Below are 24,154 nucleotides of genomic sequence, written 5' to 3'. Positions count from 1 at the left end.
AAGAATGGCCGCGCGGCTTTTGTCTTTATGCCGTTCATGTCCTGATCTCCTGTCATTGTCTTAAGTATATACGAAAGAAGCCGTCGAGAGGTTCTCACTTTGCCGTGCGGCGGTGTGCAACCGCCAACGGCGCTCCCCCTCTCCGTCCCGGCTTCGCCGAGCCACCTCTCCCCCACCTTTGGCGGGGGCGAGGAACCCAGGCTTGCGAAGGCCTCTCCGTGGCTCATTGGCGTCGCTCGCCCTTCGCGGTTAGCGTTTCCTCGCCCCCGCAAAGCGGGGGAGAGGTGGATCGGCGCGCAGCGCCGAGACGGAGCGGGGGCCAGCGCTGACATTCGCGATTGGCTGCGAAGCCGGCTGCCTCGCGAGCTCAGCCTCACTGAGCAGTGCTATCCGCCGGCTTCATGGCGTCGGTTGCAGGCTTCATCGCGTCCGCCGGCTTCATGGCATCTGTCGCAGGCTTCATCGCATCCGTGGCCGGCTTCATCGCCTCAGTGCTCATCGCGTCGGGCTTCATGGCGTCGGCCGGCTTCATCGCGTCCGTCGCCGGCTTCATCGCATCGGTCGCTGGCTTCATCGCGTCCGTCGCCATCGCATCGGCGGGCTTCATCGCATTGGTCGTGTCGTCGGCGCGGGCGCCGGCTACGAAGACCGAAGCGGAAAGCGCGAAGGCCAGAGCCGGCAGCGTGAGGAACTTGGTCATGGTCGTACTCCTTGGTTTTGGCGCGCGCAGATGCGGGCCTTGGTGAAGCGTTGTCGCCCATGCGGCCCCGCGCGAAAGGGAATGAAAAATCAGTTGGCGGCGGCGGCCAGGATCGGCCCGCCGCGCGGCGCCTGCACCAGCACGGCGGTGCTCAAGCCGCCGCTGGCCGCCGGCAGCGGCAGCGTTGTCGCTTCACCGTTCCAGCTGCCGAGCCTTGTCAGCGCATGCACGACATTGGCGTGCGGCAGCGTGCGGCCGGTGTTCTCGCCGCGCGCCACCGGCACCTCGACGACGCCCTTGTTGTAGCGCACCAGCCAGATGTCGGCGCCACCGCCCGGCGCCTTGCCGGCGCCGATGCTGACCTTGCCCTGCCCAAGCGAAAGCTCGGGGCCCTGCGGGTGGCCGCTGTTGGCGATGAGGCCCTGGATCTCGCCGGGCGCAGCACCCACGGCGTCATGGCTGCCATTCACCACCACCTGCGGCGTGAACGGCCCGTCGCGGCCGAGCGGCGGCTCGTAGGTGACCTGGCGATCGGTGAATTCCTTGCGGCCGAACGTGTCCCTCCAGCCGAGGTAATCCCAATAGGTGACGTTGAACGACAGCGCCAGCACGCCCGGCTGGTCCTTGACCTTGATCAGGTTGGCGTTGGCCGGCGGGCAGGACGAGCAGCCCTGGCTGGTGAACAGCTCGACCACGGTGAGCGGCTGGGCGGCCGCGGCGCCGATCGTGGCCGCGAGCATCGCGCCGACAAGCAGGCCTGTCTTCAATCCGGTCATGGGAAGCAATCTCCGTAGCGGGGTCATGCTCCCATTTCGCCGCCGCGGATCGCTTCGTTACAGGCTTCACCGGTTTGTGATTGCAGGCCGCTTCTCTCCCGATCGCGGAAGAAGGCTCATCCGTTCACCGCGCGGCTATCTTGTGGCGCTTCGGTCCTTTCCGTCAGCCCGTAATCGCGCACGACCTGGGCGATGCGCAGACGGTAGCCGGCAAAGATTCCGCCGCGGCCAGCCTTCTGCGCCTGGCGGTGCTCCTCGGTGTTGCGCCAGGCTTTCACCGCTTCCTCGTCGCGCCAGAAGGAAAGCGACAGCACGCGCTTCGGATCGGTCAGGCTCTGGAAGCGCTCGACCGAGATGAAGCCGTCGATGCTTTCGAGCAATGGCCTGAGATCGGCGGCGATGCCGAGATAGGCATCGCGCTTTCCTTCGGCCGGCTCGACCTCGAAGATGACAGCGATCATGCCTCTATTCCTTCCCTGACCGTCACGTCGGTGCGAAAGAGCTGCCTTGGACCGTGCGGCCCCGACACCAGCTTCAGGAAGACGCGATCTTCCTTCAAGATGAATTTCTCGCGCCTGGCGAACTCGTAATTTGCCTTGCCCGCGGGGTCGGCGGCAAGCCGGGCGCGATAGGCCTCGTAGGCGGCGAGGCTTTCGATGTTGTAGGCGGCATAGGCCGTGGTGGCCGAGCCTTCATGTGGCGCGTAATAGCCGATGAGCTCGGCGCCGCAGCGCGGAATGGCCTGGCCCCAGGCGCGCGCATATTGCTCGAAGGCCGCCTTGCCGAACGGGTCGATCTCGTAGCGGATGAAGCAGGTGATGGTCATGTCGGTCTCCTCGTCGGTTGGCTTGCGCACATCGATTCTTCGACCGTGATCGAAACATCGCTGGCGGCTATGTGCTAGGCATTCTCCTGTCAGGAGCGTTGCCCGGGCTGCTTGAGATGACCCCAGAATAGTGCTTCCCTGACGGGAATGCTTCGATGAGGATCGAACCATGCGTGAAGGACCAGACATCGCTCGCATCGCCAGCCTGGTCGGCGACCCGGCCCGCGCCAACATGCTGAACGCGCTGATGGGCGGCACGGCGCTGACGGCGTCGGAACTGGCGCTGGAAGCCGGCGTGTCGCTGCCCACGGCTTCCTCGCATCTGTCGAAGCTGATGGAGGGCGGGCTGCTGACCTTGGCGAGCCAGGGCCGCCACCGCTATTACGGGCTTGCCAGCGCGCAGGTGGCGGGCATGATCGAGGCGATCATCGGCGTCGCCGAGGCAGTCGGCCCCAAGCGCGTGCGGCCCGGCCCGCGCGACGCGGCCATGCGGGTGGCGCGGGTCTGCTACGACCATCTTGCCGGCGAGCAGGCGGTGGCGATGCTCGACCGGCTCTTCGACCGGAAGCTTCTGCTGCGCGAGGACAATGAGATCCGGCTCTCGTCAGCCGGCGCCTCGCATTTTTCAGCGCTCGGCATCGAGATCCAGGCCAAGGCGCGGCGGCCGGTGTGCCGCGCCTGCCTCGACTGGAGCGTCCGGCGCTCGCATCTCGCCGGCACGCTCGGCGCCGCCATCCTCGACAAGATCATCGCCGAGAAATGGGCCCGCCGCGAGAAGGACAGCCGCGCCGTGGTGTTCTCGCCCGGAGGAAAGCGGGAGTTCGAGAGGGTGTTTCTGGGGTGAAGCCCCGGTGCCGATAACGTGCAATGTCGGCGCGAGGCCCCCTCTCTGCCCTACCGGGCATCTCCCCCTCAAGGGGGGAGATCGGATGTCACGCTCTCTTTCGCTAATCGTCAACGTTGCAGAAGAGGCGCCGCGCCAAAGCTGCCAATCTCCCCCCTTGAGGGGGAGATGTCCGGCAGGACAGAGAGGGGGGCGAAGGATCTCGGCATAAGCGACCTTGGGTCTTGCCGCGATCACCCCCTTTTCAACGCCTTCCCCAGCTTGAAGAATTCCTTCCACGGGTCGGCTTTCTTCAGCTGCGCCAGCGTGGAAGCATCGCCAAGCGGGAAGGCATTCGGCGCCAGGCCCTTCTCGATCTCCGGCCAGGTCACCGGCATCGATATCGTCGCGCCCTTCTTGGCGCGCGAGGAATAGGGCGCGACGGTGGTCGAGCCGCGGCCGTTGCGCAGATAATCGACGAATATCTTTCCGGTACGCGCCTTCTTCGACAATGTCGCCGTGTAGCGGTCGGGCGCCGCCTGCTCCAGCGCGCGGGCGAAGTCGTGCGCGAAATCCTTGACCTCGTCCCATTCCGCCGAGGGTTTCAGCGGCACCAGCACATGATAGCCCTTGCCGCCGGAGGTCTTGACCAGGTTCGGCAGCGACAGATCATCGAGTTGCTTGCGGATGTCGAGCGCCGCCTCGCGCACTTTGGAGACATCGACGCCTTCGTCCGGATCGAGGTCGAAGATGATCTGGTCCGGCTTTTCCAGCGCATCGATCGTCGAGCCCCAGATGTGGACCTCGACCACGCCGTACTGGACCAGCGCCGCCAGCCCGTCGAAATCCTTGATGTAGAGGATCTCCTCGCCATCCGTCGGATCTTTCATGCGGGCGATCTTGTCGCTCATGCCAGGCGAGGCGTGTTTCTGGAAGAAGCGCTGGCCGTGGATGCCGTCGGGCGCGCGCACGAGGCTCAGCGGCCGGTTGACGACGAATTGCTCCATGCGCGGCCAGACCAGCGCGTAGTGTTCGAGCAGGTCCTGTTTCGAAACCTTCTCGTCGGGCCACAGCAGCTTGTCGGGATGCGAGAGCTTTATCGATGTCTTCGCCGTTCCGGCTGAGGTCTTGGCGGGTTTTGCGCCCGTCTTTGCCTGGCTCTCGGCCTTCTTCGGCTTTTCCTGCACGACTTCCTCCGCCGGCTTGTCCTCGCGCAGCCCCTGGAACGAGGCGTGGCGGATTATACGGTCGGATGTCCAGCTGCGGAACTCCACCTCGCCGACAAGCTCGGGCTTGATGAAGGTAAGGCCTTTTCCCTTCGGCACGGCCGCCGAGAATGGCGATGTCTTCGCCTCGAGGTGATCGAGCTTCTTTTTCAAATCCGCCATCACCTTGCCGGAAAAGCCGGTGCCGACACGGCCGGCATAGTGCAGCTTGCCGCCCTCGTAATAGCCGACCAGCAGCGAGCGCACACCCCGCCCGGTCTTGTCCGAAGGCAGATAGCCGCCGATGACGAATTCCTGCCGGAGCGTGCATTTCGACTTGATCCAGGTGAGCCCCCGCCCGCTGCGATAGGGCGCGTCGGCGCGCTTCGACACCACGCCTTCCAGACCCATGCGGCAGACATGCTGCAGCATGACCTTGCCGGGCTCGTGGAAATGATCGCTGAAGCGCAGCGCCGAATTTTCGGGCTGCTCGCCGACCAATTCGGCCAGCGCCTGCTTGCGTTCGACCAGCGGCTCGCGGCGCAGATCCTCGCCGTCGAGCCGCATCAGGTCGAAGACATAATAGATGAAGCGGTCGGCGCGGCGGGCCGACAGGTCCGCCTGCAGCAGCGGGAAGGACGACACGCCGCTGTCGGCCAGCACCACGACCTCGCCGTCGATGACGGCGTCCCGGCATTTCAATTTGGCCAGCGCGGCGGTGAGCGGCCCCTCGAATTTGCCGGTCCAGTCGAGGCCGGCGCGGGTAAGGAGCCTGACCTCGCTGCCTTCGATCTGCGCCTGCATGCGATAGCCGTCGAATTTCACCTCGTGCAGCCAGTCGTCGCCGGTGGGTGCTTCCTTCTCCAGCGTCGCCAGTTGCGGCTCGATGAATTCGAGCCGCCCAGCCCGGCCGGCCTTGGCTTTGGCGGGCCTGTTGGACTGCCAGACCTTCGGCGTCTGCCCCTTGGCCGCCTTGCCTTCGCCGACCTCCTCGATGGTCAGGCCCGATTTCACCGATTTCGGTTCTTCTTCGAGGATATCCTCGCCGGGACGGGCGGCGGCATCGTCGGATTTGATCAGCAGCCAGTTGTCGCGCTTCTCGCCGGGGCGGGGCCTCAGCCTGACCAGATGCCAGCGGCCGTTGAGCTTGTGGCCCTCGAGCTCGAAGTCGATATGGCCCTTCTTCATGCCCTGGGCGGGATCGCCATCGGGCACCCATCTGCCTTCGTCCCAGACCAGGACCGAGCCGCCGCCATACTGGCCTTTCGGAATGGTGCCTTCGAAGGAGGCGTAGTCGATCGGGTGATCCTCGACATGCACGGCAAGCCGCTTCTCATGCGGGTCGAGGCTCGGGCCGCGCGTCACCGCCCAGCTCCACAGCACGCCGTCATGCTCCAGACGGAAATCGTAATGAAGCCGCGTCGCGGCATGCTTCTGGACGACGAAGATGCCGCCGCCCTGCTTGCCGCGCTTCACCTTGCCGGCCGGCTCGGCGGTCTTCTTGAAATCGCGCTTGGCTTGATATTGTTCGAGGCTCGCCATTGCGGGCTCCTATGCGGACTTGCGCTTCGGCGCGGCCTTGGCCTTCGCTCGTTTGGCCGGCGCTTTGGACGATGCCTTGTCGGTTTTGCCGTCGTCGGCGTTGAGGCTCTTCTTCAGCGCGTCGAACAGGTTAACGACATTGGACGGTTTCGGCGATGCCTTGGCCTTCGGCGCCTTTCTCCCGGCCTTCCTGGAGCGAACCAGCTCGAGCAGCGATTCCTCATAGCGATCCCTGAATTTGGCTGGGTCGAACTTCGCCTTCTTCTTGTCGATGATAGTCTCGGCCAGCCCGACCATCTCGCCGTCCAGCTTCGCGGACTGGATGTCGGCGAAGATCTGGGATGCTTCGCGCACCGTGTCGCCGTAGCGCAGCGTCGTCAGCAGCATGCCTTTGCCGAACGGCTCGATCATCGCCGGGCGCTCGCGCTGGTAAAGCACGATGCGGGCGAGGCCGGCCATTTTCTTCTCGGCCAACGCATCGCGAATGACGGCGAAGGCCTCCTGCGAGACCTTGTCGGCGGGCGAGACATAATAGGGCGTGTCGAGATAAACTTGGTCGATCGAAGCCTTGTCGACGAAACCGTCGAGATCGAGCGTGTGCGAGGATTCGATCTGGACCGCCTCGATATCTTCGTCCTCGATGCGGATGAATTCGTCCTTACCAACCTCGAAACCCCTGACCTCCTCATCCTCTTCCAGCGGCTTGCCGCTTTTCTGGTCGACATAGACGCGCCGGACCCTGTTGCCGGTCTTTCGGTTGAGGATGTGGAAGGACACCTTTTCGGCGTGGGTGACGACGTTGCTCAGCTGGATGGCGCAGGTGACCAGTGAAAGCTTGAGATAACCGCTCCAGGCGGGGCGCGGCGCCATGACGAACACTCCTTGCAACATCGGGGCAACATCGGACAAACCGAAACGGCCGGAACGCCGCTTCGGTTCCCCCGGGGACGGGAAGGCCGACGCCATGCGCCGGCCTTATCGTCAGGCTATTCGGCCGCCTGCAGGTTGATCTTGCTTTCGGCGATCTCGGTGAGCTTGCGGTCGGTCGCCTCTTCTTCCTTGAGGTTCTTGGCCAGAACATTGGCGCAATCGCTGCGGCCGAGCTGCTTGGCCCAGGCGATCAGCGTGCCGTAGCGCGTTATCTCATAGTGCTCGACGGCCTGTGCGGAGGCGATCAGCGCCGCATCGAGGACTTCCTTGTCGTCGACATCGCCGCTCACCTCGTCGGCCTCCGCGAGGATGCCGTCGATGGCCGGGCAGTTGACGGTCTTGGCCTTGACGCCATGCAGCTCGAACACCTGCTCGACCCGCTCGATGTGACCCTTGGTCTGCGTGAGGTGCTTCTCGAAGCCGGCCTTCAATTGCGGATCGGTCGCCTTATCGATCATCTTCGGCAGCGATTTCTCGATCTGCTTCTCGGCATAATAGATGTCGCGCAGCGTGTGGATGAAGAGATCGTCCAGCGTCTTGATGTCCTTCGAAAAGAAGCCCATGGCGGTTGCCTTTCCATGTTTCGCGTTGTCGGGAAGTTGCCCGGCGGACAGCCGTCAACATGGCCGGGTTCATCCCGGCCCTTGCGGGATCAACGTCGTCTTGCGGGACAGGTTCCTACTCGCCGGGTCGCGCGAATTTAAATTTCCTGCCGTCGGACGAAGGTGAAACGGAAGCGCGGCCAAGCGACATCAGAACGAAACATATGTGATGCAAAAGTCACACGGCGCGGAAAGGCGACGAAAGGCACCGAAACACCGCGAATCAGCCGCAATCCGGCCACGATGCAACGAGTTTCGGACCAGAAATTAACATCACGTTCACCGACTATTCACGCCTCGACGCTATGCTCTCGAACAATTCGGACGGGACATCCGAAAGCGGGACAGGGACAGTAAAAATGAACTTCTGGAACCACATTGCAGGCTACGCCGCCGCCATCCGCGAATTCGTCGCGCCGACCTATCGGCCGGAGCGCTATTACATGCGCGGCCCGGGGCCGGCCTGCGCACGTCGCGGCAACTCGCTGGGCGTCAGCGCGAACTGATCATGACCCACGAACGCGCCCACCACAGCCGCATCTGCCGGCCGGCCGCCGACCAGCGCGCCACCACCTATCGCGTCGAGCGCCTTGTGCTCGCCGCCAACTGGCGTGCGACAACGCCGCGACTTTGACGCCGCCGCCGGCTGGCTTAGTGTCTCCCCTAAAGCGCATCGCGATCTTTCAGATTCGCTCCGCGCTTTAGCTTCTTGATTTACGCATGTCTTTATCCCGAAACCGGTTCCCACTTTCGGGAGACATGCTTTAGTTTGACGCAATTCCGGACGGAAAACCGCTCACACTTTTCCTGGAATTGCTTTGGGGACACAAGCAGCCGGGGCCTCCATGACCGACCTGCCCGAACCGAACAGTCCCGCCTCTCCTAGCCAGGCCTATGACACACGCTATCCGCTGATCGTCTTCGACGGCGTCTGCGTGTTCTGCTCGGGCTTTGTCCAGCTTATCCTCAAGCTCGACCGGGAAAAACGCTTCCGCTTCGCCACGGCGCAGTCGCCGCTCGGCGAGGCGCTGTTTCGCCGGCACGGCCTGCCGACCGACGACTACGACAGCAACCTCGCCATCATCGACGGCGCCCCCTTCACCAAGCTCGACAGTTTCGTCGCGGTCATGGCCGCGCTCGGCTGGCCTTGGCGCGCCGCGAAGGCGCTGCTCATCCTGCCGCGACCGCTGCGCGACTGGCTCTATGACCGCGTTGCCAGGAACCGCTACGCGCTGTTCGGCCGCAAGGACAGTTGCGAGATTCCTTCGGCTGAGTTGCGGGAACGGCTGATCGGCTAAAGCGCGTCGCGATCTTTCAGATTCGCTCCATGCGCTTTAGGTTTTTGATTTTACGCGTGTCTTTATCCCGAAACCGGTTCCCACTTTCGGCAGACATCCTTTAAGATCGCGGGTGGCTGGGCTGATCGTGCGCTATCGCGGCTGGCTCGAGCCGGCGCATGGTTCGAGCACGATGGGTTCGCCGGCCGCCCCGCCCAGCTCCCGGCAACCCATGACCGTGCACAGCGTCCAGCCTTCCCCGGTGGCGCCGGACGCCGAGAGCACCAGACGCGGCTGGAGCCCGATCCGTGGCTGGTAGACCCACCAGCCTTCCCGCAGCACCGAGCCCTCGGGCGGCTCCATGCCGGCGCCGGAGCCTTTGACCCGCGCCTCGACGACCTGCAGCCCGGCGGGCGACACTTTCCAATCCTCCTGCCAGCGCGTGCGTTCCACCGAATGCGTCCAGGACAGGGTGAAGGCGGCGGCGGCGAGCGTCACCGTCTTGCCGGCGGTGAGGATGCATAGGCTCATGCGGCGCCGGCCATGGACAGCCGGCGCGCGCGCCAGCAATGCCAGCCGATCCACGCCAGGGCGAGCGCCCAGCCGGTCTCATCGGTGAGCGGCAGCGCGACCACCAGGAGCAGGCCGGCTGCGAAAGCGACGAGACGCTCCCACAAGGCCATGCGCCGGGCGAGGAAGCCGACGGCAGCGGCGCCCCACAGCACAATGCCCATACAGGCCTTGGCGACGATGTAAGCGACCTCGACGGGATAGCCGAACGAGGCCGCGATCGGGCCGGCGTCCTGCAGCATGAGGGCCGGCGTGTAGACGGCCATGAACGGCACGACGAAGCCGGCAATGGCGAGCTTTGTCGCCTGGATGCCGATCTTCAATCCGCTTTCCTTGGCCATCGGCGCGGCGGCGAAGGCGGCGAGCGCCACCGGCGGCGTCAGGTCCGCCATGATGCCGAAATAGAAGACGAACATGTGGCTGACCACCAGCGGCACGCCGAGCGACAGCAGCGCCGGACCGGCAAGGGAGGAGGTGATGATGTAGTTGGGGATCGTCGGAATGCCCATGCCGAGCACCAGGCAGGTGAGCATGGTCAACACCAGCGACAGGAACAGATTGTTCTCGCCGATGGAGATGATCCAGCCGATGAAGGTGGAGGCGATGCCGGTGAGCGTCAGCGTGCCGATGACGATGCCGACGATAGCGCAGGCGATACCGACGGGCAGCGCGTTCTTGGCCCCTTCGGCAAGCGAATCGACGCAGATGCGCAGCGTCTCGCGCCCACCCTTGAAGGCGAGGCAGGCAATGACGAGCGCCGCGATGACGAGGCTGAGCACATTGACACCGAAGCGCATGAAGGACGCGGCGGCAAGCCCGAGGGCCAGCCAGAAGACGACGCGGAAGGCGAGCGGTCCGATCAACGCCGCCAGCGGTGTGCCGAGTATGAGCACGACGGTCAGCGCGAGGCCCATCGTGCCGGCGAAGATCGGCGTGTAGCCGGCAAAGAGCAGATAGACCAGCACGGCGAGCGGCAGCACGAGCGGCCAGTGCTTTCGCACCGCCTCCCAGGGATTGGGCAACTCGGCCTTGGCCATGCCATGCAGCCCGGCCTTGCCGGCCTCCAGATGCACCTGCCAGAAACAGGCGCCGAAATAGAGCAGCGCCGGGATGACCGCCGCCTTGACGACCTCGGCATAAGGGATGTTCAGCGTCTCGGCCATGATGAAGGCGACGGCCCCCATGACGGGCGGCATGATCTGGCCGCCCATCGAGGAGGTCGCCTCGACCGCGCCGGCAAAGGCCGAGCGGAAGCCGAAGCGCTTCATCAGCGGAATGGTGAACTGGCCGCTGGCGACGACATTGGCGACGCCCGAACCGGAGATGGTGCCCATCAGCGCGGAGGAGAGCACGCAGACCTGCGCCGGGCCGCCGCGCCATGAGCCGACGAGGCCGAGCGCGAAATCGTTGAACAGCGCGATCATGCCGGCCCGCTCGAGGAAGGCGGCAAAGACGACGAAGATGAAGATATAGGCGGCCGACACATAGACCGGCGTGCCGTAAATGCCCTCGGTGCCGAAGGCGAAGGTGTCGACCAGCTGCGCGAAATCATAACCGCGATGGATGAAGGGCGGCGGCAGATGATTGCCGACGAAGCAGTAGGCGAGAAAGATGAAGGCGATGACCGCCAGCGGCAGGCCCATCAGCCGTCTAGCGGCCTCGAAGACCAGCGCCACCAGCAGCGTGCCGACGATGAGGTCCGGCGTGGTGAGGAAGCCGGAGCGGCGGATGAGGTCGGCATAGAAGACCCAGTTGTAGAGGCCCGTGGCGAAGCCCAGCACGCCGAGCGTCCAGAACGCGGCCTTCGCCGCCAGGCCGGTGGCACGCAAATTGGCGATCAGGGCGAAACCGAGCAGCAGCAGGAAGCCGACATGCATGGCCCGCACCACCTGGCTGGGCAGGCTGCCGTAAGCGGCGATGTAGATCTGAAAGACGGAGAAGGCGACGGCGATGGCAAAGGCGGCCTTGCCGGCGAGGCCGTCGCCGAAGCCCGGCGGCAGCCCTTCGACCTGTTCTTCGGCGGCCGGGGAAAGAACGGTCGGGGTCTCGGTCATTGGCGGGTTCCTGGCGGGCAATACCGTCTCCGTTGGGGGGAGGGAAACCGCGTATGGCGCTCCCCCTCGCCCAGCCTCCGCTTCGCTCGGCTGACACCTCCCCGGTGGGGAGAGGAGATTGTCGGCGTCGCTGCCAACCTCTTCTCCCCACCGGGGAGAAGGTGGCCGCGAAGCGGCCGGATAAGGGGGCTGGCGCTGCGCTATGCGATAGCCCTTCCTCGATGGTGAGGGCCTATTTCAGCAGGCCTTTTTCCTTGTAGTAGCGCTCAGCGCCGGGATGTAGCGCCACCGGCATGCCGTCCAGCGCCTTGGCCGGATCAATCGCCTTGGCGGCGGCATGAGCGGCGGTGAGCTGGTCGAGATGCTCGAACAAGAGCTTGGTCATCTGATAGGCGGTCTCGTCGGAGACGTCGGCGCGGGTGATCAGGAAGTTGCCCACCGCGGCGGTCGGGACGTCTTCTGCCTGGCCTTCATAGGTGCCTTTCGGGATGACCACGGAAAGATAGGGCGCCCCGATCTTGGCGACGTCCTCGGCCGGCACAGCAACGACGTTGATCGGCACGGAAGTTGCGAGATCGCGGATGGAGGCGACGCCGAGGCCGGCCGACTGCAGGGTGGCGTCGAGCTGGCGGTTCTTGATCAGCTCGACCGACTCGGCGAAGGGCAGGTATTCGACGCGTCCGAGATCCTCGTATTTCAGACCGGCGGCGGCGAAGATGGCGCGCGCGTTGAGCTCGGTGCCGGAGGCGGGCGCGCCCACCGACAGGCTCTTGCCCTTGAGGTCGGCGAGCGTCTTGATGCCTGAGTCCTGGCTGGCGACGATCTGGATGTAGTTGGGATAGATCGCGGCGATGCCGCGCAGTTTGTCGAGCTTGCCCGGGAAGCCGGCCTCGGTGTTGCCCTCGGCGGCCATCTTGACCGAATCGCCGAGCGCAAAGGCGATCTCGCCCTTGCCCTGCTGCAGGAGGTTGAGGTTCTCGACCGAAGCCTTGGTCGCCTGAACCTGCGTGCGCGAGCCCTCGATGCCCTTGCCGTAGATTTCGGACAGCGCCACGCCGAGCGGATAATAGACGCCCGACGTGCCGCCGGTGAGCACATTGATGAACTCCTGCGCTCCGGCCGACACGATGCCGAGACCGAGCGACAGCGCCAAGGCGCCGGCGGCCACAAATTTCGTCCTGAAATCGAGCATGGGTTTCTCCTCCTGAAACGGTCGCGTCGCCTCCCCGGCGCGAAGCTCGTGAGTTTAGACGGGAGGAGCCAAATGCCAACCCGCTATTCAACGCTTTCTGTTTGATCATGATCCTTTCCAAAAACCGGGGTCCACTTTTGGGATCATCATCTGGACGAACGGTTGAGTGGCGGCGAAAAAGCGCCGGCTTGCGCTCTGCTGCTTTGGGGACGAAAGATTTTCCCGGCGCCTGTCGAAATCGGTCGATGCCACCCGACATAGGTCGGCACGCAACGACGCGGCCTTCAAGAAACGGGAGAAGACCATGCGATACATGCTTTTGATCTACAATGACGAAGCCGCGATGGCGAATGCTCCAAAGGAGCAGACCCAGCAGGTGCTCGCGGCCTATGGCGCCTACACCGAAGCGCTGAAGAAATCCGGGGCGTATATCGCCGGCGAGCGGCTGCGCCCGACCCAGGCGGCCACCTCGGTGCGGCTCGCCGGAGGCAAGACCAATGTGCTCGACGGCCCCTATGCCGACACCAAGGAGCAATTGGCAGGCTTCTACATGATCGAGGCGGCCGACATCGACACCGCCATCGAGTGGGGCGCGCGCTGTCCCGCGTCCTCCACCGGCACGGTCGAGGTGCGGCCGATCTGGGAAATGGCAGAGTACGTCGCCGCCGCGGAGTGAGCCGCGATGGACGATCGCTCGGAGATCGCGCGGGCGGCGGCGGAAGCGGCCGCCCGGCGCAGCTACGGCAAGCTGGTCGCCTGGCTGGCGGCGCGCACGCGCGACGTCGCCGGCGCCGAGGACGCTCTGGCCGATGCCTTCGCCGCGGCGCTGGAGCGCTGGCCCAGGACCGGCGTGCCGGAGCAGCCGGAAGCCTGGCTGCTCGCGGTGGCGCGCCGGCGCGACGTCGACGCCGTGCGACGGCGGCTGACCGGCGAGGCGGCGCGCGATCATCTGCAGCTGATTGCGGAGGAGATGGAGGCGCGCATGAGCGGCGAGGAGCTGCCCGACGACCGGCTGCGGCTGATGTTCGCCTGTGCCCATCCGGCGATCGAAGCCAGCGTGCGTGCGCCGCTGACCCTGCAGACGATCCTCGGCTTCGACGCCGCGACGATCGCCTCGGCTTTCCTGGTCTCGCCGGCGACGATGGGCCAGCGGCTGGTGCGGGCCAAGGCGCGCATCCGCGAGACCGGGATCCCGTTCCGCGTGCCGGAACAGGCGGAGCTCGGCGAGCGGCTCGGCGCCGTGCTGGAGGCGATCTACGCCACCTTCGCCGAAGGCTGGTCGGATCCGACCGGCACCGACAGCCGCCGGCGCAACCTCGCCGGCGAAGGCATCTGGCTTGGACGGCTGGTCGCCTCGCTGATGCCGGACGAGCCGGAGGCGCTGGGACTGCTGGCGCTGATGCTGTTCGCCGAGGCGCGCCGCTCGGCAAGGCGCGGCCCGGATGGAGACTTCGTGCCTTTGGCCGAACAGGATATCGCGCTCTGGGACGACAGCCTGATCGACGAGGCGGAGGCCTTGCTGGCGGGCGCCGCGCAAAGGGGCATCATCGGCCGCTACCAGCTCGAGGCCGCGGTGCAGTCCGCCCACACGGCGCGCCGGCGCGGCAGCGGCACGGACTGGGCGGCCATCCGCCAGCTTTACGACGCGCTGCTTTCCGTCGCCGGCTCACCGGTGGTGGCGATCAACCGCGCGGTGGCCATCGCCGAAACCGAGGGTGCAACAGCCGGGCTGGCGGCGCTCTATGTGCTGGGCGAGGACAAGCGGCTGCAGGACTACCAGCCCTATTGGGCCGCGCGCGCCGGGCTGCTGGCCAGGCTTGGCAATACGAAGCAGGCGGCGCAGGCCTACGACCAGGCGATCGGCCTCGAGCGCGACCCGGCGCTGCGCCGCTTCCTGCAGGGCGAGAAGGCGAAGCTTGTGGGGAAGTAGAGCCGGTTGCTGCTTGTCGTCTGGCCCGCTGGGGGCGTCCCAGCCTCGTCATTCCAGGGCGGAGCAAGGAGCGAAGCGACGCGCGCAGACCCTGGAATCCATGCCGTTACCTCGGCCGCAGGATGCAAACGGAGCAGAATTCTACACCGTTGCGGCGCGTCGAAGTCACGGAATGGATCCTCGGCTCTGCGCGCGTCGCTTCGCTCCTTGCTCCGCCCGTGGATGACGAGGTTGGGAGGCTTCAGCCAATCCCAAGCCGAAGCCACTTCCTAGGTATGTGCGCGCCTAAGCCCCCAGCCCGTCGAACAGGATGGTCGAGAGATAGCGCTCGGCGAAGGAAGGGATGACGACGACGAGGTTCTTGCCCTTGTTCTCCGGCCGCGAGCCAACGACGATGGCCGCCTGGAGTGCCGCGCCCGACGAGATGCCGACCGGCACGCCTTCGAGGCGCGCGACCAGGCGGGCATTGGCGACCGAATCCTCGTTCGACACCCTGACGATCTCGTCATAGACGGACGTGTCGAGGATCTTCGGCGCAAAGCCCGCGCCGATGCCCTGGATCTTGTGCGGGCCGGGCTGGCCGCCGGACAGAACCGGGGAGGCCTCCGGCTCGACCGCCACGATATGCACCGAAGGCTTGCGCTTCTTCAGCACCTGGCCGACGCCGGTGATGGTGCCGCCGGTGCCGATGCCGGCGACGAAGATATCGACCTCGCCATTGGTGTCGTTCCAGATCTCCTCGGCCGTGGTGCGGCGGTGGATCTCGGGATTGGCCGGGTTCTCGAATTGCTGCGGGATGATGGCGTTGGGCAGCGTGGCGGCAAGCTCGTCGGCCTTGGCGATGGCGCCCTTCATGCCTTTCGGGCCCTCGGTCAGCACCAGCTCGGCGCCGAGCAGCGCCAGCATCTTGCGGCGCTCGACCGACATCGTCTCCGGCATGGTGAGGATCAGCTTGTAGCCCTTGGCGGCGGCGGCGAAGGCGAGCGCGATGCCGGTGTTGCCGGAGGTCGGCTCGATCAGCGTGGTCTTGCCGGGCGTAATCTTGCCCGCTTCCTCCAGCGCCTCGATCATGGCGACGCCGATGCGGTCCTTGACCGAGGCGATCGGGTTGAAGAATTCGAGCTTGGCCATCAGGTTGGCAACGATGCCCTTCTCCCTGGCGAACTTGTCCAGCATGACCAGCGGCGTGTCGCCAATCGTCTCCGTGATCGAATTGAAGACGCGGCCGCGGCCGGGCACGCGCGCGGAGGTGACGGGCTTGTTCATTTGGTTCGCTCCCAGGGCAATGGCATAGGCAAAACAGAATAGGGCTTTCAGCCGCGCAAGATAGGCCGGCCACCTAAAATATCCGAGTGGGGCGGTTGCTGAAAAGCGCGCCGCAGCGGAAATGCATTTTCCGCTGCAGTGGGTTTCAGGAATGGTTTGGCTGAAATCCGGGAGCGGCTGACATCCGGAGCCTATTGTCGGGCCGCGATGGCGGCCGCCGCGCCCATCATGAAGCCGGCGGCGGTGCGGTTCAGCACCTTCAGCGCGCGCGGCGATTTCAGGAACCAGCGCGCCTTGGCGGCCAAAGCCAGATAAGGCACCAGCACCACGAACAGCACCGCCACGGTGAGTGCCGCGAGGATGGCGTAGTCGGCGAGCGTGATCGTCTTCAGGTCGACGATGGTCGGCGTGATGGCGAGATAGAAGATCATCGTCTTGGGATTGCCCAGCGTCACCGTCAGCCCGGCGATGAAGCTCGACAGCAGCCCGCCCTTGGCCTTACGCGCCTCGACGGTCTCGGGCGTGATACCGCTGGTCCAGAAGCGCCAAGCAAGGAAGGCGAGATAGGCGACGCCGGCCCATTTGATGGCGAGGAAGACCATGCCGAAGGTCTGGGCGACGAAGGCCAGCCCAAGCACCACGGCGGTGAGATAGGTGAGGTCGCCGAGCATCAGGCCGAACGACATGGCGAGCGAGGAGCGGAAGCCGGAGCCGAGCGCGCGGGCGACAAGCGCCGTGACGCCGGGACCTGGAATGGCGGCGGCGACGCCGAGGGCTGCGCTGTAAGCGAGGAATCCGGTGAGTGTCATGGTTTTGGCACCTGGCGTATAATTTCCCGAAAGCTCGATGAGGGGCGGGTTTTTATCATGGCGCCCGGTCACTGGTAATTCCCTCGCGACGGGATTTGTTGCGCCAGCGGCATCAGGAGCTGGTTTCCGCAGCAAGAAGAATTTTGACCGGTCGACTATGTCTGCGTTGGTGAGGTGGCATGCTTTGGCGATTGGCCGAGACGCCTATCGCGGTCGTCATCCACGGGCGGAGCAAGGAGCGAAGCGACGCGCGCAGACCCGAGGATCCATGCCGTGACTTCGACGCGCCGCAAGGGTGCAGAATTCTGCTCCGCTGCATTCCACGGCCGAGGTAACGGCATGGATTCCAGGGTCTGCGCGCGTCGCTTCGCTCCTTGCTCCGCCCTGGAATGACGACGTTGGGAAGGCTTACGCCAATCGCCAGCGTCTGCGCGATATCGCAAAATGGGAGGTAAAATTTGCCCGCAACAAGCGGCAGCCTTCCAAAACCCTCTGCCGAGAAGCTACCCACCATACTTCACACGCCAGATCGTACCGTTGCCGTCCTCGGTGAGGATCAGCGCACCGTCCTTGGCGACAGCGACGCCGACCGGGCGGCCCCAGACCGCGTCGTCGGATATGACGAAGCCGGTGGCGAAGTCGTCATATTCGCCGGTCGGCTTGCCGTCCTTGAACCGCAGCCGCACCACCTTGTAGCCGGTGCGGACATTGCGGTTCCACGAGCCGTGCAGGGTGACGAAGGCGTCGCCCTTGTAGCCAGCCGGGAAGTTGCCGCCATCGTAGAAGGCGATGTTGAGCGGCGCCGAATGCGCCTGGATCAGCACGTCCGGCATCGTGACCTTGCCGGCGAGATCGGGCCGCGCGCCCTCGTGGCGCGGGTCCTCATTGCTGCCGATATAATACCAGGGCCAGCCGTAGAAGGCGCCTTCCTTCACGGCGGTCGCATACTCGAAAGGGACATTGTCGCCAAGCTCGTCGCGCTCGTTGACGACGCACCAGAGCGCGCCGGTCGCCGGCTGCACGGTCATGCCGGAGCAGTTGCGCAGGCCGGTGGCGACGGTGCGGCGGTTGCTGCCGTCGGGGTCGAAGGCGAGCACATCGGCGCGGCCCTGTTCCGGGCCCCAGGCCTCGCCCAGCGGCTGCGATTTCGCCCGCGCCTCGACACCGCCCTTCGGCTTCGCCCCCATATCCTCGGCGATGTTGGAGCCGGAGCCGACCGACAGATAGAGCGTCTTGCCGTCTCCCGAGAAGGCGATGTCGCGCGTCCAGTGATGGTTGGCCGGGATTTTCGCGACGATGGTTTCCGGCTTGGCGGACGCTTCGAGGTCGCCGTCGCGATAGGGGAAGCGCACGACGCTGTTGCTGTTGGCCACATAGACCCATTGCGGCTTGTCGCCCGGCGGATAGAAGGCGATGCCGTAGGGCCGCGTCAGGTCCTTGGCGAAGACCGCTGTCTCGGCAGGCTTCGCGCTGCCTTGCGCCAGGCGATAGACGCGGACCTGGTTTGCCCGGCTGTCGGCGACGAAGAGGTCGCCGTTCGGCGCCACGCGGACCACGCGTGGACTGTCGATACCCGACGCGACCAGCTCGGCGGAAAAGCCCGGCGGAAGCTGTGGCTTCGCGCCCTCCGGGCGATCGGTGACCCCGCCGCCATTGGCGGCGGACTCCGTCACATCGGGTTTCGGCATGTCGTGAGGCTTCAGCAGCCGGCGCACGCCTGGACGATCGGCCTTCCAGTCGCCGAAGGCCTTTTCGCCGCTGAGCAAGGGAGCCTGCTGCGCAAAGGCACCGGTGGCGAGAATCAAGGCAATGCCCGCAAGGCTGGCGATCCGTATCATGCTGTTCTCCGTCGTCTGCCAATACGCCTCGCTCGGTCAGGCGCTCCGAGCAGGACATATTGGGCAAACGACCGAAAAGAGAAGCTTGCGCACGCGGATTTGACGGAGCGCCGGAACTTAGGTCTCCTCGGCATCCAGGTCGTCGTCGAGGCGCTTTTCCAACTCGACGAGATCGGCCGGCAAGGGCAGGCCCATGGCGCGGAGCTCCCGCAATTTCTCGCGCAGCTGCTCCTGGATCTCGTGGTCGTCCTCGGGCTGGTTGATCATTTCCTGAAGCAGGAGGTCGATCTGGGCCTTGATAGCTTCCAACGCCATTTTTTTCTCCCTCTGCAGCTGCCGCGACCCTAGGTGTGGCGAGATTCAGGTCAGGCCAAATCGAGAACGGTGGCTTCCGAGAACCGGAGCGGAGCGTACTTAAAGTACGTGAGCACCGGAAGCGCAGGAAGCCGTCATTCGCAGGCCGGCCTTACCTGAATATCGATACACCTAGCGGAGCATGCGCGAAATCAGTTGTGCCGTATAGTCGACCATCGGCACGATGCGGGCGTAATTCAGCCGCGTCGGCCCGATGACGCCAAGCGCGCCGATGACGCGGGCGTCCTTGTCGCGATAGGGCGCGACGACCAGCGACGAGCCGGACAGCGAGAACAGCTTGTTCTCCGAACCGATGAAGATGCGCACGCCCGGCCCTTCCTCGGCGAGGTCTAGCAGCTGCAGCAGCCCGTCCTGCGTCTCCAGGTCCTCGAACAGATGGCGCAGCAGTTCGAGGTCGGCCTGGGCGGTGACGTTTTCCAGCAGGTTGGCGCGGCCGCGCACAATGAGACGCGCCGGCAGGCCGCTTTCGGCGCCGGCCCAGACTGCCAGGCCCTTCTCGACCAGATCCTGCGACAGCGTGTCGAGGGCCGATTTGGTTTCGTCCTTGATGCGGGCGATCTCGGCGCGCGCCTCGGCAAGCGTGCGGCCCCGGATATGGGCGTTAAGGAAATTGGACGCCTCGTGCAGCTGCGACACGGTGGTGCCGGCGGGCAGGTCCACGACGCGGTTCTCGACGTCGCCGTTCTGCGACACCAGCACGGCAAGCGCCTTGCTGGGCTCGAGCTGGATGAATTCGATGTGCTTCAGCGCCACCTCGTTCTTGGAGGCGAGCACGAGGCCGGCGCCGCGCGACATGCCGGACAGCATCTGGCTGGCCTCGGTCAGCATATGCTCCAGCGTCGCGCCGGAACCCGAGGCGCGCACCTGCGCCTCGATGATGCGGCGCTCGTCGTCGGAAAGATCGCCGAGCTCCATGAAGGCATCGACGAAGAAGCGCAGGCCGGTCTGGGTCGGCAGGCGGCCGGCGGAAACATGCGGCGCGTAGATCAGCCCCAGATGCTCGAGGTCGCTCATCACGTTGCGGATGGTGGCCGGCGACAGCGAGGAGGGCAGGATGCGCGACAGGCTGCGCGAACCGACCGGCTCGCCGTCGCGCAGATAGGAATCGACAATCCGCCGAAAAATATCGCGCGAGCGCATGTCGAGTGACTGAAGCACCGGCGACTGAAGCCCGGGTGACTGCGACGTCGGATCGACTGGTCTGTTCATTCCGGCGAGAAACCTCCTACCGGAAAGATATAGACTCCCGGTCGGCCCGCGCAACCCGCCCTGGCTCGCGCCCCCTTTTCCTTTGCGCGGGAGGCTGCATGCGTCTACAAGCCGCCAACGAATCCGGGAAAGAACAGAAAGAGCCTCGATGCGCCCCTCCAAACGCCAAGCCGACGAAATGCGCGCCATCTCCTTCGAGCGCGGCGTCTCCAAGCATGCCGAAGGCTCGTGCCTGGTGAAGTTCGGCGACACGCATGTCTTGTGTACCGCGAGCCTTGAGGAAAAAGTGCCGGCCTGGATGCGCAATTCCGGCAAGGGCTGGGTGACGGCAGAATACGGCATGCTGCCGCGCTCGACCGGCGAGCGCATGCGGCGCGAGGCCTCCGCCGGCAAGCAGGGCGGCCGCACGCTGGAGATCCAGCGGCTGATCGGCCGGAGCTTGCGCGCCGTGGTCGACCTGCAGGCGTTGGGCGAACAGCAGATCACCGTCGACTGCGACGTGATCCAGGCCGATGGCGGCACCCGCACCGCCTCGATCACCGGTGGCTGGGTGGCGCTCTACGACTGCCTGCGCTGGATGGAAGCGCGCCAGATGGTCAGCGTCGCCAAGGTGCTGAAGGACCATGTCGCGGCGATCTCCTGCGGCATCCATGACGGCCAGCCGGTCATCGATCTCGATTATCTCGAGGATTCCTCGGCCGGCACCGACGCCAATTTCGTCATGACCGGCAAGGGCGGCATCGTCGAGATCCAGGGCACGGCCGAAGGCGAGCCTTTCTCCGAGGAGCAGTTCGCGGCGCTGATGGGGCTGGCCAAGAAAGGCATTTCACGGCTGGTGAGCCTTCAGCAGATGGCGGTGGCGTAGTTTTGAAATGCCGAGCCTAGGCCCCCCTCTCTGGCCTGCCGGCCATCTCCCCCTCAAGGGGGGAGATTGGATTTCGCCGCGGCTTTCGCCAATCACCGGCGTTGCAGAATGGGTGCCTACGACAAAGCTGCCAATCTCCCCCCTTGAGGGGGAGATGCCCGGCAGGGCAGAGAGGGGGGCCTCGTGATACCCTCCGCAATCCTCGAATCCGCCCTCTACGTCACGGACCTGCACGCGGCCGAAGCCTTCTACCGCGACATCATCGGCCTCGAAGCGCTGGGCAAGGTCGAGGGCCGCCACGTCTTCTTTCGCTGCGGCGACGGCGTGCTGCTTCTGTTCAACGCGGAGGCGACGAAGATACCGCCGGCGCCCGACGCCAGGCTGAAAGTGCCGCCGCATGGCACGGCCGGCGAGGGGCATCTCTGCTTTGCGGCTACCGCCGACGAAATCGCCGCATGGCGCAAGCGTCTCGCCGCGAACAACATCGCCATCGAAAGCGATTTCGAATGGCCGCAGGGCGGACACTCGATCTATATCCGCGACCCTTCGGGCAATTCGATCGAGTTCGCCGAGCCAAGGATCTGGGGTTTCTGATGCATTCCCAACCATTTCATTCCCTCAACGGAAAGAAGATCGTCGTCGCCAGCCACAATGCCGGCAAGCTGCGCGAATTTGCCGATCTGATGGCGCCGTTCGGCTTCGAGGCGAAATCGGCCAAGGAATACGGCCTGCCCGAGCCGGACGAGACCGGCACGACCTTCGAAGAGAACGCCTATATCAAGGCGTTCGCCGCCGCCAAGGCCACCGGCCTGCCGGCCCTGTCGGACGATTCCGGGCTCTGCGTCGACGCGCTCGACGGCGCGCCCGGCGTCTATACCGCCAACTGGGCCGAGAAGCCGGATGGCACCCGCGATTTCGGCATGGCCATGCAGAAGACGGAAACGGCGCTGCAGGAAGCCGGCGCGACCGAGCCTTCGCAGCGCACCGGCCGGTTTGTCGCCGTCATCTGCCTGGCATTTCCGGACGGCGAGGCGGAATATTATCGCGGCGAGGCCGAGGGCACGCTGGTATGGCCGCCGCGCGGCGCGCTCGGCTTCGGCTACGATCCGGTGTTTCTGCCCAATGGCTTCGACAAGACTTTTGGCGAGATGAGCGCCGAGGAAAAACATGGCTGGAAGCCCGGCCAGGCGACGGCGCTTTCGCACCGCGCCCGCGCCTTCCAGAAATTCGCCGAAGCGCGATTGGATTTGGCCAGATTGGATCTGGCGCGATCAGGACCCGCATGAGCGCAGTGACCATACCGCTCGACCGCAGCCCCGGCTTCGGCGTCTATATCCACTGGCCGTTCTGCGCGGCCAAGTGCCCCTATTGCGACTTCAACAGCCATGTCCGCCACCAGCCGGTCGACCAGGAGCGCTTCGCCCGCGCCTTCGAGACGGAGCTCAAAACCATGCGCGCCCGCACCGGGCCGCGCGAGGTGACCAGCATCTTCCTCGGCGGCGGCACGCCGTCGCTGATGAAGCCGGAAACGGTGGGCGCGGTGCTGGAGGCGGTGGCGAGGAACTGGTCGGTGCCGGCCGGCATCGAGGTGACGCTGGAGGCCAACCCGTCCTCGGTCGAGGCCGAGCGTTTCCGCGGCTACCGCGCCGCCGGCGTCAACCGCGTCTCGCTCGGCGTGCAGGCGCTGAACGACAAGGACCTGCGCTTCCTCGGCCGGCTGCACAATGTCGAGGAGGCACTGCACGCCATCGCGCTGGCGCGGGACATATTTCCCCGTCTCTCCTTCGACCTGATCTATGTCCGGCCCGGTCAGACGCCGGAGGCGTGGGGCGCGGAGCTGGAGCAGGCGATCGGCTACGCGGTCGACCATCTGTCGCTCTACCAGCTGACCATCGAGGAGGGCACGCCCTTCCACGCGCTTTACGCGGCGAAGAAATTCACGCTGCCTGACAACGACCATGCCGCCGATCTCTATGCGCTGACGCAGGAGGTGACGGCGACGCATGGGCTGCCGGCCTATGAGATTTCCAACCACGCCCGGCCGGGCGCCGAAAGCCGGCACAACCTCACCTATTGGCGCTATGGCGAATATGTCGGCGTCGGCCCGGGCGCGCATGGCCGCTTCGTCGAGAACGGCCGCCGCACGGTGACGATAGCGGAAAGGATGCCGGAGACCTGGGCCAATCTGGTCGAGGCCAGGGGCGATGGCGTCACCGGCGGCGAGGTCCTGACCCGCGCGGAAGAGGCCGACGAGTTCCTGCTGATGGGCTTGCGGCTCGCCGAAGGCATCGACCTGCAGCGCTACGAGGCGCTGTCGGGGCGCGGCCTGTCGAGCGCGCGGCTCTCGGTGCTGCAGGAGGAAGGGCTGGTGGCGCCGGTCGGCAATGCAAGGCTGCGCGCCACGACAGCAGGGATGATCGTGCTGGATGCGGTGGTGGCGGATCTGGCGCGGTAGAGCAGCAGCCAACTTGTTTGTCCGTCTGCGCGATGATGTTAGGTATCTGGCTTGGCTAGCCGAATGCCATTTCCGTGCATCCAGTGGGACCTGCAATGAAGTTCCTGATCCATGAGACGCTGCGGACTTTAAACACGGATGACGTTTTTGAGTTTGGATTGACGGAGATTTCGAAATCCCGTGAGCATCCCGACCTCTACGAAGCAGTGACCGTGTTCATCAGAAACCAGAAGCCGAAGGAACACAAAACATCGGGCTTGAGCGAGTTTGACGTCGTGCGCAGCTTCATGACTTATGTTGGGATAAATTTAAGGGCAATCGCAAAAGACGAGTCGATAAAATTCGATTTGAACGGACTTACTCTGGATCAATACATACCACTTACGAAATCGATACGCGAGATCATGGACGAATAACGTCGACCTCCCCATTCATAGGAATATCTGCTCGCTTTGAAGAACATCCTCTTCGTCTGCAGCCAGAACCGGCTGCGCAGCCCGACCGCCGAGCAGGTGTTTTCCAGGCGCCGCGACATCGAGGTCGAATCGGCTGGGACCAATCACGACGCCGACAACCCGCTGACGCATGAGCTGGTCGCGTGGGCCGACATCATCTTCGTAATGGAAAAGGCGCATCGCGCCAAGCTGCAGAAGAAGTTCCGGGCCAGCCTGAAGGGTGCCAGGGTGATCTGCCTGGACATCCCGGACGATTACGACTTCATGGACCCGGAACTGGTGCGGCTGCTGGAGGCGAGGGTGCCTCGGTATCTCTGAAGGCTGCGGCGATCCCCAGCGCGGTCGTCATTCTCGGGCTTGACCCGAGAATCCATGCCGTGGCCTATGCGACGGGCACAGCGGAGCTGGTTCTGCACCGCAGGCGGAACGTCGATGTAACGGCATGGATTCCAGGG

27 protein-coding genes are annotated in these 24,154 nt (G+C 65.0%); 12 read left to right on the top strand and 15 right to left on the bottom strand.

What is annotated here, in order from left to right:
• Positions 1-373: 373 nt before the first annotated feature.
• The 4 genes from EOA23_RS14810 to EOA23_RS14795 form a co-directional block, all read right to left on the bottom strand.
• Positions 374-700 (bottom strand): hypothetical protein, encoded by a 327-nt coding sequence (locus EOA23_RS14810; protein ID WP_127304654.1) that lies wholly within the window; start codon positions 698-700, stop codon positions 374-376.
• 89 nt (positions 701-789) lie between these two features.
• A complete protein-coding gene (locus tag EOA23_RS14805) occupies positions 790-1,476 on the bottom strand; it encodes a DUF1223 domain-containing protein (RefSeq protein WP_127304653.1) in 687 nt (228 codons plus the stop codon).
• A 116-nt stretch (positions 1,477-1,592) separates the two neighbouring features.
• A complete protein-coding gene (locus EOA23_RS14800) occupies positions 1,593-1,937 on the bottom strand; it encodes an antibiotic biosynthesis monooxygenase (RefSeq protein ID WP_127304652.1) in 345 nt (114 codons plus the stop codon).
• Positions 1,934-2,302 (bottom strand): NIPSNAP family protein, encoded by a 369-nt coding sequence (locus EOA23_RS14795; protein ID WP_127304656.1) that lies wholly within the window; start codon positions 2,300-2,302, stop codon positions 1,934-1,936. Before EOA23_RS14795 ends, EOA23_RS14800 begins: the two co-directional genes overlap by 4 nt.
• Positions 2,303-2,471: 169 nt before the next feature.
• Between EOA23_RS14795 and EOA23_RS14790 the strand changes: the two genes are divergently transcribed.
• Positions 2,472-3,146, top strand: coding sequence for a winged helix-turn-helix domain-containing protein (locus tag EOA23_RS14790; RefSeq protein ID WP_127304651.1), 675 nt, complete (start codon positions 2,472-2,474; stop codon positions 3,144-3,146).
• Between the two features lie 233 nt (positions 3,147-3,379).
• On the opposite strand, the gene ligD is transcribed toward EOA23_RS14790, so the two are convergent.
• The 3 genes from ligD to EOA23_RS14770 all read right to left on the bottom strand — a co-directional run bounded on the left by ligD (position 3,380) and on the right by EOA23_RS14770 (position 7,365).
• Complete coding sequence (ligD, locus tag EOA23_RS14780) at positions 3,380-5,872, bottom strand: DNA ligase D (RefSeq protein WP_127304650.1); 2,493 nt, start codon at positions 5,870-5,872, stop codon at positions 3,380-3,382.
• Positions 5,873-5,881: 9 nt separating this feature from the next.
• Entirely contained in the window at positions 5,882-6,742 is an 861-nt protein-coding gene (locus EOA23_RS14775) for a Ku protein (RefSeq protein WP_127304649.1), read from the bottom strand.
• A gap of 116 nt (positions 6,743-6,858) precedes the next feature.
• Positions 6,859-7,365, bottom strand: a complete 507-nt coding sequence (locus EOA23_RS14770) for a ferritin-like domain-containing protein (protein WP_126063500.1) — start codon at positions 7,363-7,365, stop codon at positions 6,859-6,861.
• Between the two features lie 398 nt (positions 7,366-7,763).
• Here EOA23_RS14770 and EOA23_RS14765 point away from each other — a divergent pair, with 398 nt between their 5' ends.
• The 3 genes from EOA23_RS14765 (at position 7,764) to EOA23_RS14760 (ending at position 8,702) form a co-directional block, all read left to right on the top strand.
• Positions 7,764-7,910, top strand: coding sequence for a hypothetical protein (locus tag EOA23_RS14765; RefSeq protein WP_108702809.1), 147 nt, complete (start codon positions 7,764-7,766; stop codon positions 7,908-7,910).
• A gap of 2 nt (positions 7,911-7,912) precedes the next feature.
• On the top strand, positions 7,913-8,038 hold the full coding sequence (locus EOA23_RS36945) for a hypothetical protein (RefSeq protein ID WP_281058753.1): 126 nt from the start codon (positions 7,913-7,915) through the stop codon (positions 8,036-8,038).
• Positions 8,039-8,249: 211 nt separating this feature from the next.
• Positions 8,250-8,702, top strand: coding sequence for a thiol-disulfide oxidoreductase DCC family protein (locus tag EOA23_RS14760; RefSeq protein WP_126063501.1), 453 nt, complete (start codon positions 8,250-8,252; stop codon positions 8,700-8,702).
• Positions 8,703-8,834: 132 nt separating this feature from the next.
• Here the strand turns inward: EOA23_RS14760 and EOA23_RS14755 are convergent, their stop codons facing one another.
• The 3 genes from EOA23_RS14755 to EOA23_RS14745 all read right to left on the bottom strand — a co-directional run bounded on the left by EOA23_RS14755 (position 8,835) and on the right by EOA23_RS14745 (position 12,497).
• Positions 8,835-9,212, bottom strand: coding sequence for a DUF1850 domain-containing protein (locus tag EOA23_RS14755; protein WP_127304648.1), 378 nt, complete (start codon positions 9,210-9,212; stop codon positions 8,835-8,837).
• A complete protein-coding gene (locus EOA23_RS14750; RefSeq protein ID WP_127304647.1) occupies positions 9,209-11,305 on the bottom strand; it encodes a TRAP transporter permease in 2,097 nt (698 codons plus the stop codon). Before EOA23_RS14750 ends, EOA23_RS14755 begins: the two co-directional genes overlap by 4 nt.
• Positions 11,306-11,537: 232 nt before the next feature.
• The gene (locus tag EOA23_RS14745) at positions 11,538-12,497 is read right to left on the bottom strand and encodes a TAXI family TRAP transporter solute-binding subunit (RefSeq protein WP_127304646.1); all 960 of its coding nucleotides are present in this window, start codon (positions 12,495-12,497) and stop codon (positions 11,538-11,540) included.
• A 304-nt stretch (positions 12,498-12,801) separates the two neighbouring features.
• Between EOA23_RS14745 and EOA23_RS14740 the strand changes: the two genes are divergently transcribed.
• Positions 12,802-13,173, top strand: a complete 372-nt coding sequence (locus EOA23_RS14740) for a YciI family protein (RefSeq protein WP_127304645.1) — start codon at positions 12,802-12,804, stop codon at positions 13,171-13,173.
• A 6-nt stretch (positions 13,174-13,179) separates the two neighbouring features.
• Entirely contained in the window at positions 13,180-14,427 is a 1,248-nt protein-coding gene (locus EOA23_RS14735; protein ID WP_127304644.1) for an RNA polymerase sigma factor, read from the top strand.
• 285 nt (positions 14,428-14,712) lie between these two features.
• On the opposite strand, the gene cysK is transcribed toward EOA23_RS14735, so the two are convergent.
• The 5 genes from cysK to hrcA all read right to left on the bottom strand — a co-directional run bounded on the left by cysK (position 14,713) and on the right by hrcA (position 19,924).
• A complete protein-coding gene (gene cysK / locus EOA23_RS14730) occupies positions 14,713-15,693 on the bottom strand; it encodes a cysteine synthase A (protein WP_127304643.1) in 981 nt (326 codons plus the stop codon).
• A gap of 191 nt (positions 15,694-15,884) precedes the next feature.
• A complete protein-coding gene (locus EOA23_RS14725) occupies positions 15,885-16,502 on the bottom strand; it encodes a LysE family translocator (protein ID WP_127304642.1) in 618 nt (205 codons plus the stop codon).
• Between the two features lie 503 nt (positions 16,503-17,005).
• Positions 17,006-18,340, bottom strand: a complete 1,335-nt coding sequence (locus tag EOA23_RS14720) for a sorbosone dehydrogenase family protein (RefSeq protein ID WP_127304641.1) — start codon at positions 18,338-18,340, stop codon at positions 17,006-17,008.
• 117 nt (positions 18,341-18,457) lie between these two features.
• Positions 18,458-18,655, bottom strand: coding sequence for a hypothetical protein (locus EOA23_RS14715; RefSeq protein ID WP_126080303.1), 198 nt, complete (start codon positions 18,653-18,655; stop codon positions 18,458-18,460).
• A 171-nt stretch (positions 18,656-18,826) separates the two neighbouring features.
• Positions 18,827-19,924: a heat-inducible transcriptional repressor HrcA gene (hrcA, locus tag EOA23_RS14710; protein ID WP_127304640.1), complete on the bottom strand. Its 1,098-nt coding sequence runs from the start codon at positions 19,922-19,924 to the stop codon at positions 18,827-18,829.
• A 148-nt stretch (positions 19,925-20,072) separates the two neighbouring features.
• On the opposite strand from hrcA, the gene rph reads away from it, so the two are divergent.
• The 6 genes from rph to EOA23_RS14675 all read left to right on the top strand — a co-directional run bounded on the left by rph (position 20,073) and on the right by EOA23_RS14675 (position 24,017).
• Positions 20,073-20,789: a ribonuclease PH gene (rph, locus tag EOA23_RS14705; protein WP_027169620.1), complete on the top strand. Its 717-nt coding sequence runs from the start codon at positions 20,073-20,075 to the stop codon at positions 20,787-20,789.
• A gap of 183 nt (positions 20,790-20,972) precedes the next feature.
• Positions 20,973-21,383 (top strand): VOC family protein, encoded by a 411-nt coding sequence (locus EOA23_RS14695; protein WP_126063513.1) that lies wholly within the window; start codon positions 20,973-20,975, stop codon positions 21,381-21,383.
• Entirely contained in the window at positions 21,383-22,075 is a 693-nt protein-coding gene (gene rdgB, locus EOA23_RS14690) for an RdgB/HAM1 family non-canonical purine NTP pyrophosphatase (RefSeq protein WP_127304639.1), read from the top strand. The genes EOA23_RS14695 and rdgB overlap by 1 nt, the downstream gene beginning before the upstream one ends.
• Positions 22,072-23,244 carry a radical SAM family heme chaperone HemW gene (gene hemW / locus EOA23_RS14685; RefSeq protein WP_189341611.1) on the top strand — a complete coding sequence of 391 codons (1,173 nt, stop codon included), beginning with the start codon at positions 22,072-22,074 and terminating at the stop codon, positions 23,242-23,244. The genes rdgB and hemW overlap by 4 nt, the downstream gene beginning before the upstream one ends.
• A gap of 95 nt (positions 23,245-23,339) precedes the next feature.
• On the top strand, positions 23,340-23,660 hold the full coding sequence (locus tag EOA23_RS14680; RefSeq protein WP_127304638.1) for a hypothetical protein: 321 nt from the start codon (positions 23,340-23,342) through the stop codon (positions 23,658-23,660).
• 36 nt (positions 23,661-23,696) lie between these two features.
• On the top strand, positions 23,697-24,017 hold the full coding sequence (locus tag EOA23_RS14675; RefSeq protein ID WP_127304637.1) for a low molecular weight protein tyrosine phosphatase family protein: 321 nt from the start codon (positions 23,697-23,699) through the stop codon (positions 24,015-24,017).
• Positions 24,018-24,154 lie beyond the last annotated feature (137 nt).

The organism is Mesorhizobium sp. M2A.F.Ca.ET.042.01.1.1 (genome assembly GCF_003997405.1).
Lineage (GTDB): Bacteria > Pseudomonadota > Alphaproteobacteria > Rhizobiales > Rhizobiaceae > Mesorhizobium.
Note: the sequence above shows the minus strand (reverse complement) of the source record. Positions and strands in the feature narration are given on the sequence as shown.

Coding starts and splice junctions, on each gene's coding strand:
- EOA23_RS14715 (WP_126080303.1), bottom strand. CDS start 18,655: ATGGCGTTGGAAGCTATCAAGGCCCAGATCGACCTCCTGCTTCAGGAA.
- hemW (WP_189341611.1), top strand. CDS start 22,072: ATGAGCGCAGTGACCATACCGCTCGACCGCAGCCCCGGCTTCGGCGTC.
- rph (WP_027169620.1), top strand. CDS start 20,073: ATGCGCCCCTCCAAACGCCAAGCCGACGAAATGCGCGCCATCTCCTTC.
- ligD (WP_127304650.1), bottom strand. CDS start 5,872: ATGGCGAGCCTCGAACAATATCAAGCCAAGCGCGATTTCAAGAAGACC.
- EOA23_RS14720 (WP_127304641.1), bottom strand. CDS start 18,340: ATGATACGGATCGCCAGCCTTGCGGGCATTGCCTTGATTCTCGCCACC.
- EOA23_RS14750 (WP_127304647.1), bottom strand. CDS start 11,305: ATGACCGAGACCCCGACCGTTCTTTCCCCGGCCGCCGAAGAACAGGTC.
- EOA23_RS14680 (WP_127304638.1), top strand. CDS start 23,340: ATGAAGTTCCTGATCCATGAGACGCTGCGGACTTTAAACACGGATGAC.
- EOA23_RS14775 (WP_127304649.1), bottom strand. CDS start 6,742: ATGGCGCCGCGCCCCGCCTGGAGCGGTTATCTCAAGCTTTCACTGGTC.
- rdgB (WP_127304639.1), top strand. CDS start 21,383: ATGCATTCCCAACCATTTCATTCCCTCAACGGAAAGAAGATCGTCGTC.
- EOA23_RS14765 (WP_108702809.1), top strand. CDS start 7,764: ATGAACTTCTGGAACCACATTGCAGGCTACGCCGCCGCCATCCGCGAA.
- hrcA (WP_127304640.1), bottom strand. CDS start 19,924: ATGAACAGACCAGTCGATCCGACGTCGCAGTCACCCGGGCTTCAGTCG.
- EOA23_RS14745 (WP_127304646.1), bottom strand. CDS start 12,497: ATGCTCGATTTCAGGACGAAATTTGTGGCCGCCGGCGCCTTGGCGCTG.
- cysK (WP_127304643.1), bottom strand. CDS start 15,693: ATGAACAAGCCCGTCACCTCCGCGCGCGTGCCCGGCCGCGGCCGCGTC.
- EOA23_RS14760 (WP_126063501.1), top strand. CDS start 8,250: ATGACCGACCTGCCCGAACCGAACAGTCCCGCCTCTCCTAGCCAGGCC.
- EOA23_RS14755 (WP_127304648.1), bottom strand. CDS start 9,212: ATGAGCCTATGCATCCTCACCGCCGGCAAGACGGTGACGCTCGCCGCC.
- EOA23_RS14740 (WP_127304645.1), top strand. CDS start 12,802: ATGCGATACATGCTTTTGATCTACAATGACGAAGCCGCGATGGCGAAT.
- EOA23_RS14725 (WP_127304642.1), bottom strand. CDS start 16,502: ATGACACTCACCGGATTCCTCGCTTACAGCGCAGCCCTCGGCGTCGCC.
- EOA23_RS14735 (WP_127304644.1), top strand. CDS start 13,180: ATGGACGATCGCTCGGAGATCGCGCGGGCGGCGGCGGAAGCGGCCGCC.
- EOA23_RS14800 (WP_127304652.1), bottom strand. CDS start 1,937: ATGATCGCTGTCATCTTCGAGGTCGAGCCGGCCGAAGGAAAGCGCGAT.
- EOA23_RS14770 (WP_126063500.1), bottom strand. CDS start 7,365: ATGGGCTTCTTTTCGAAGGACATCAAGACGCTGGACGATCTCTTCATC.
- EOA23_RS14790 (WP_127304651.1), top strand. CDS start 2,472: ATGCGTGAAGGACCAGACATCGCTCGCATCGCCAGCCTGGTCGGCGAC.
- EOA23_RS14805 (WP_127304653.1), bottom strand. CDS start 1,476: ATGACCGGATTGAAGACAGGCCTGCTTGTCGGCGCGATGCTCGCGGCC.
- EOA23_RS36945 (WP_281058753.1), top strand. CDS start 7,913: ATGACCCACGAACGCGCCCACCACAGCCGCATCTGCCGGCCGGCCGCC.
- EOA23_RS14810 (WP_127304654.1), bottom strand. CDS start 700: ATGACCAAGTTCCTCACGCTGCCGGCTCTGGCCTTCGCGCTTTCCGCT.
- EOA23_RS14795 (WP_127304656.1), bottom strand. CDS start 2,302: ATGACCATCACCTGCTTCATCCGCTACGAGATCGACCCGTTCGGCAAG.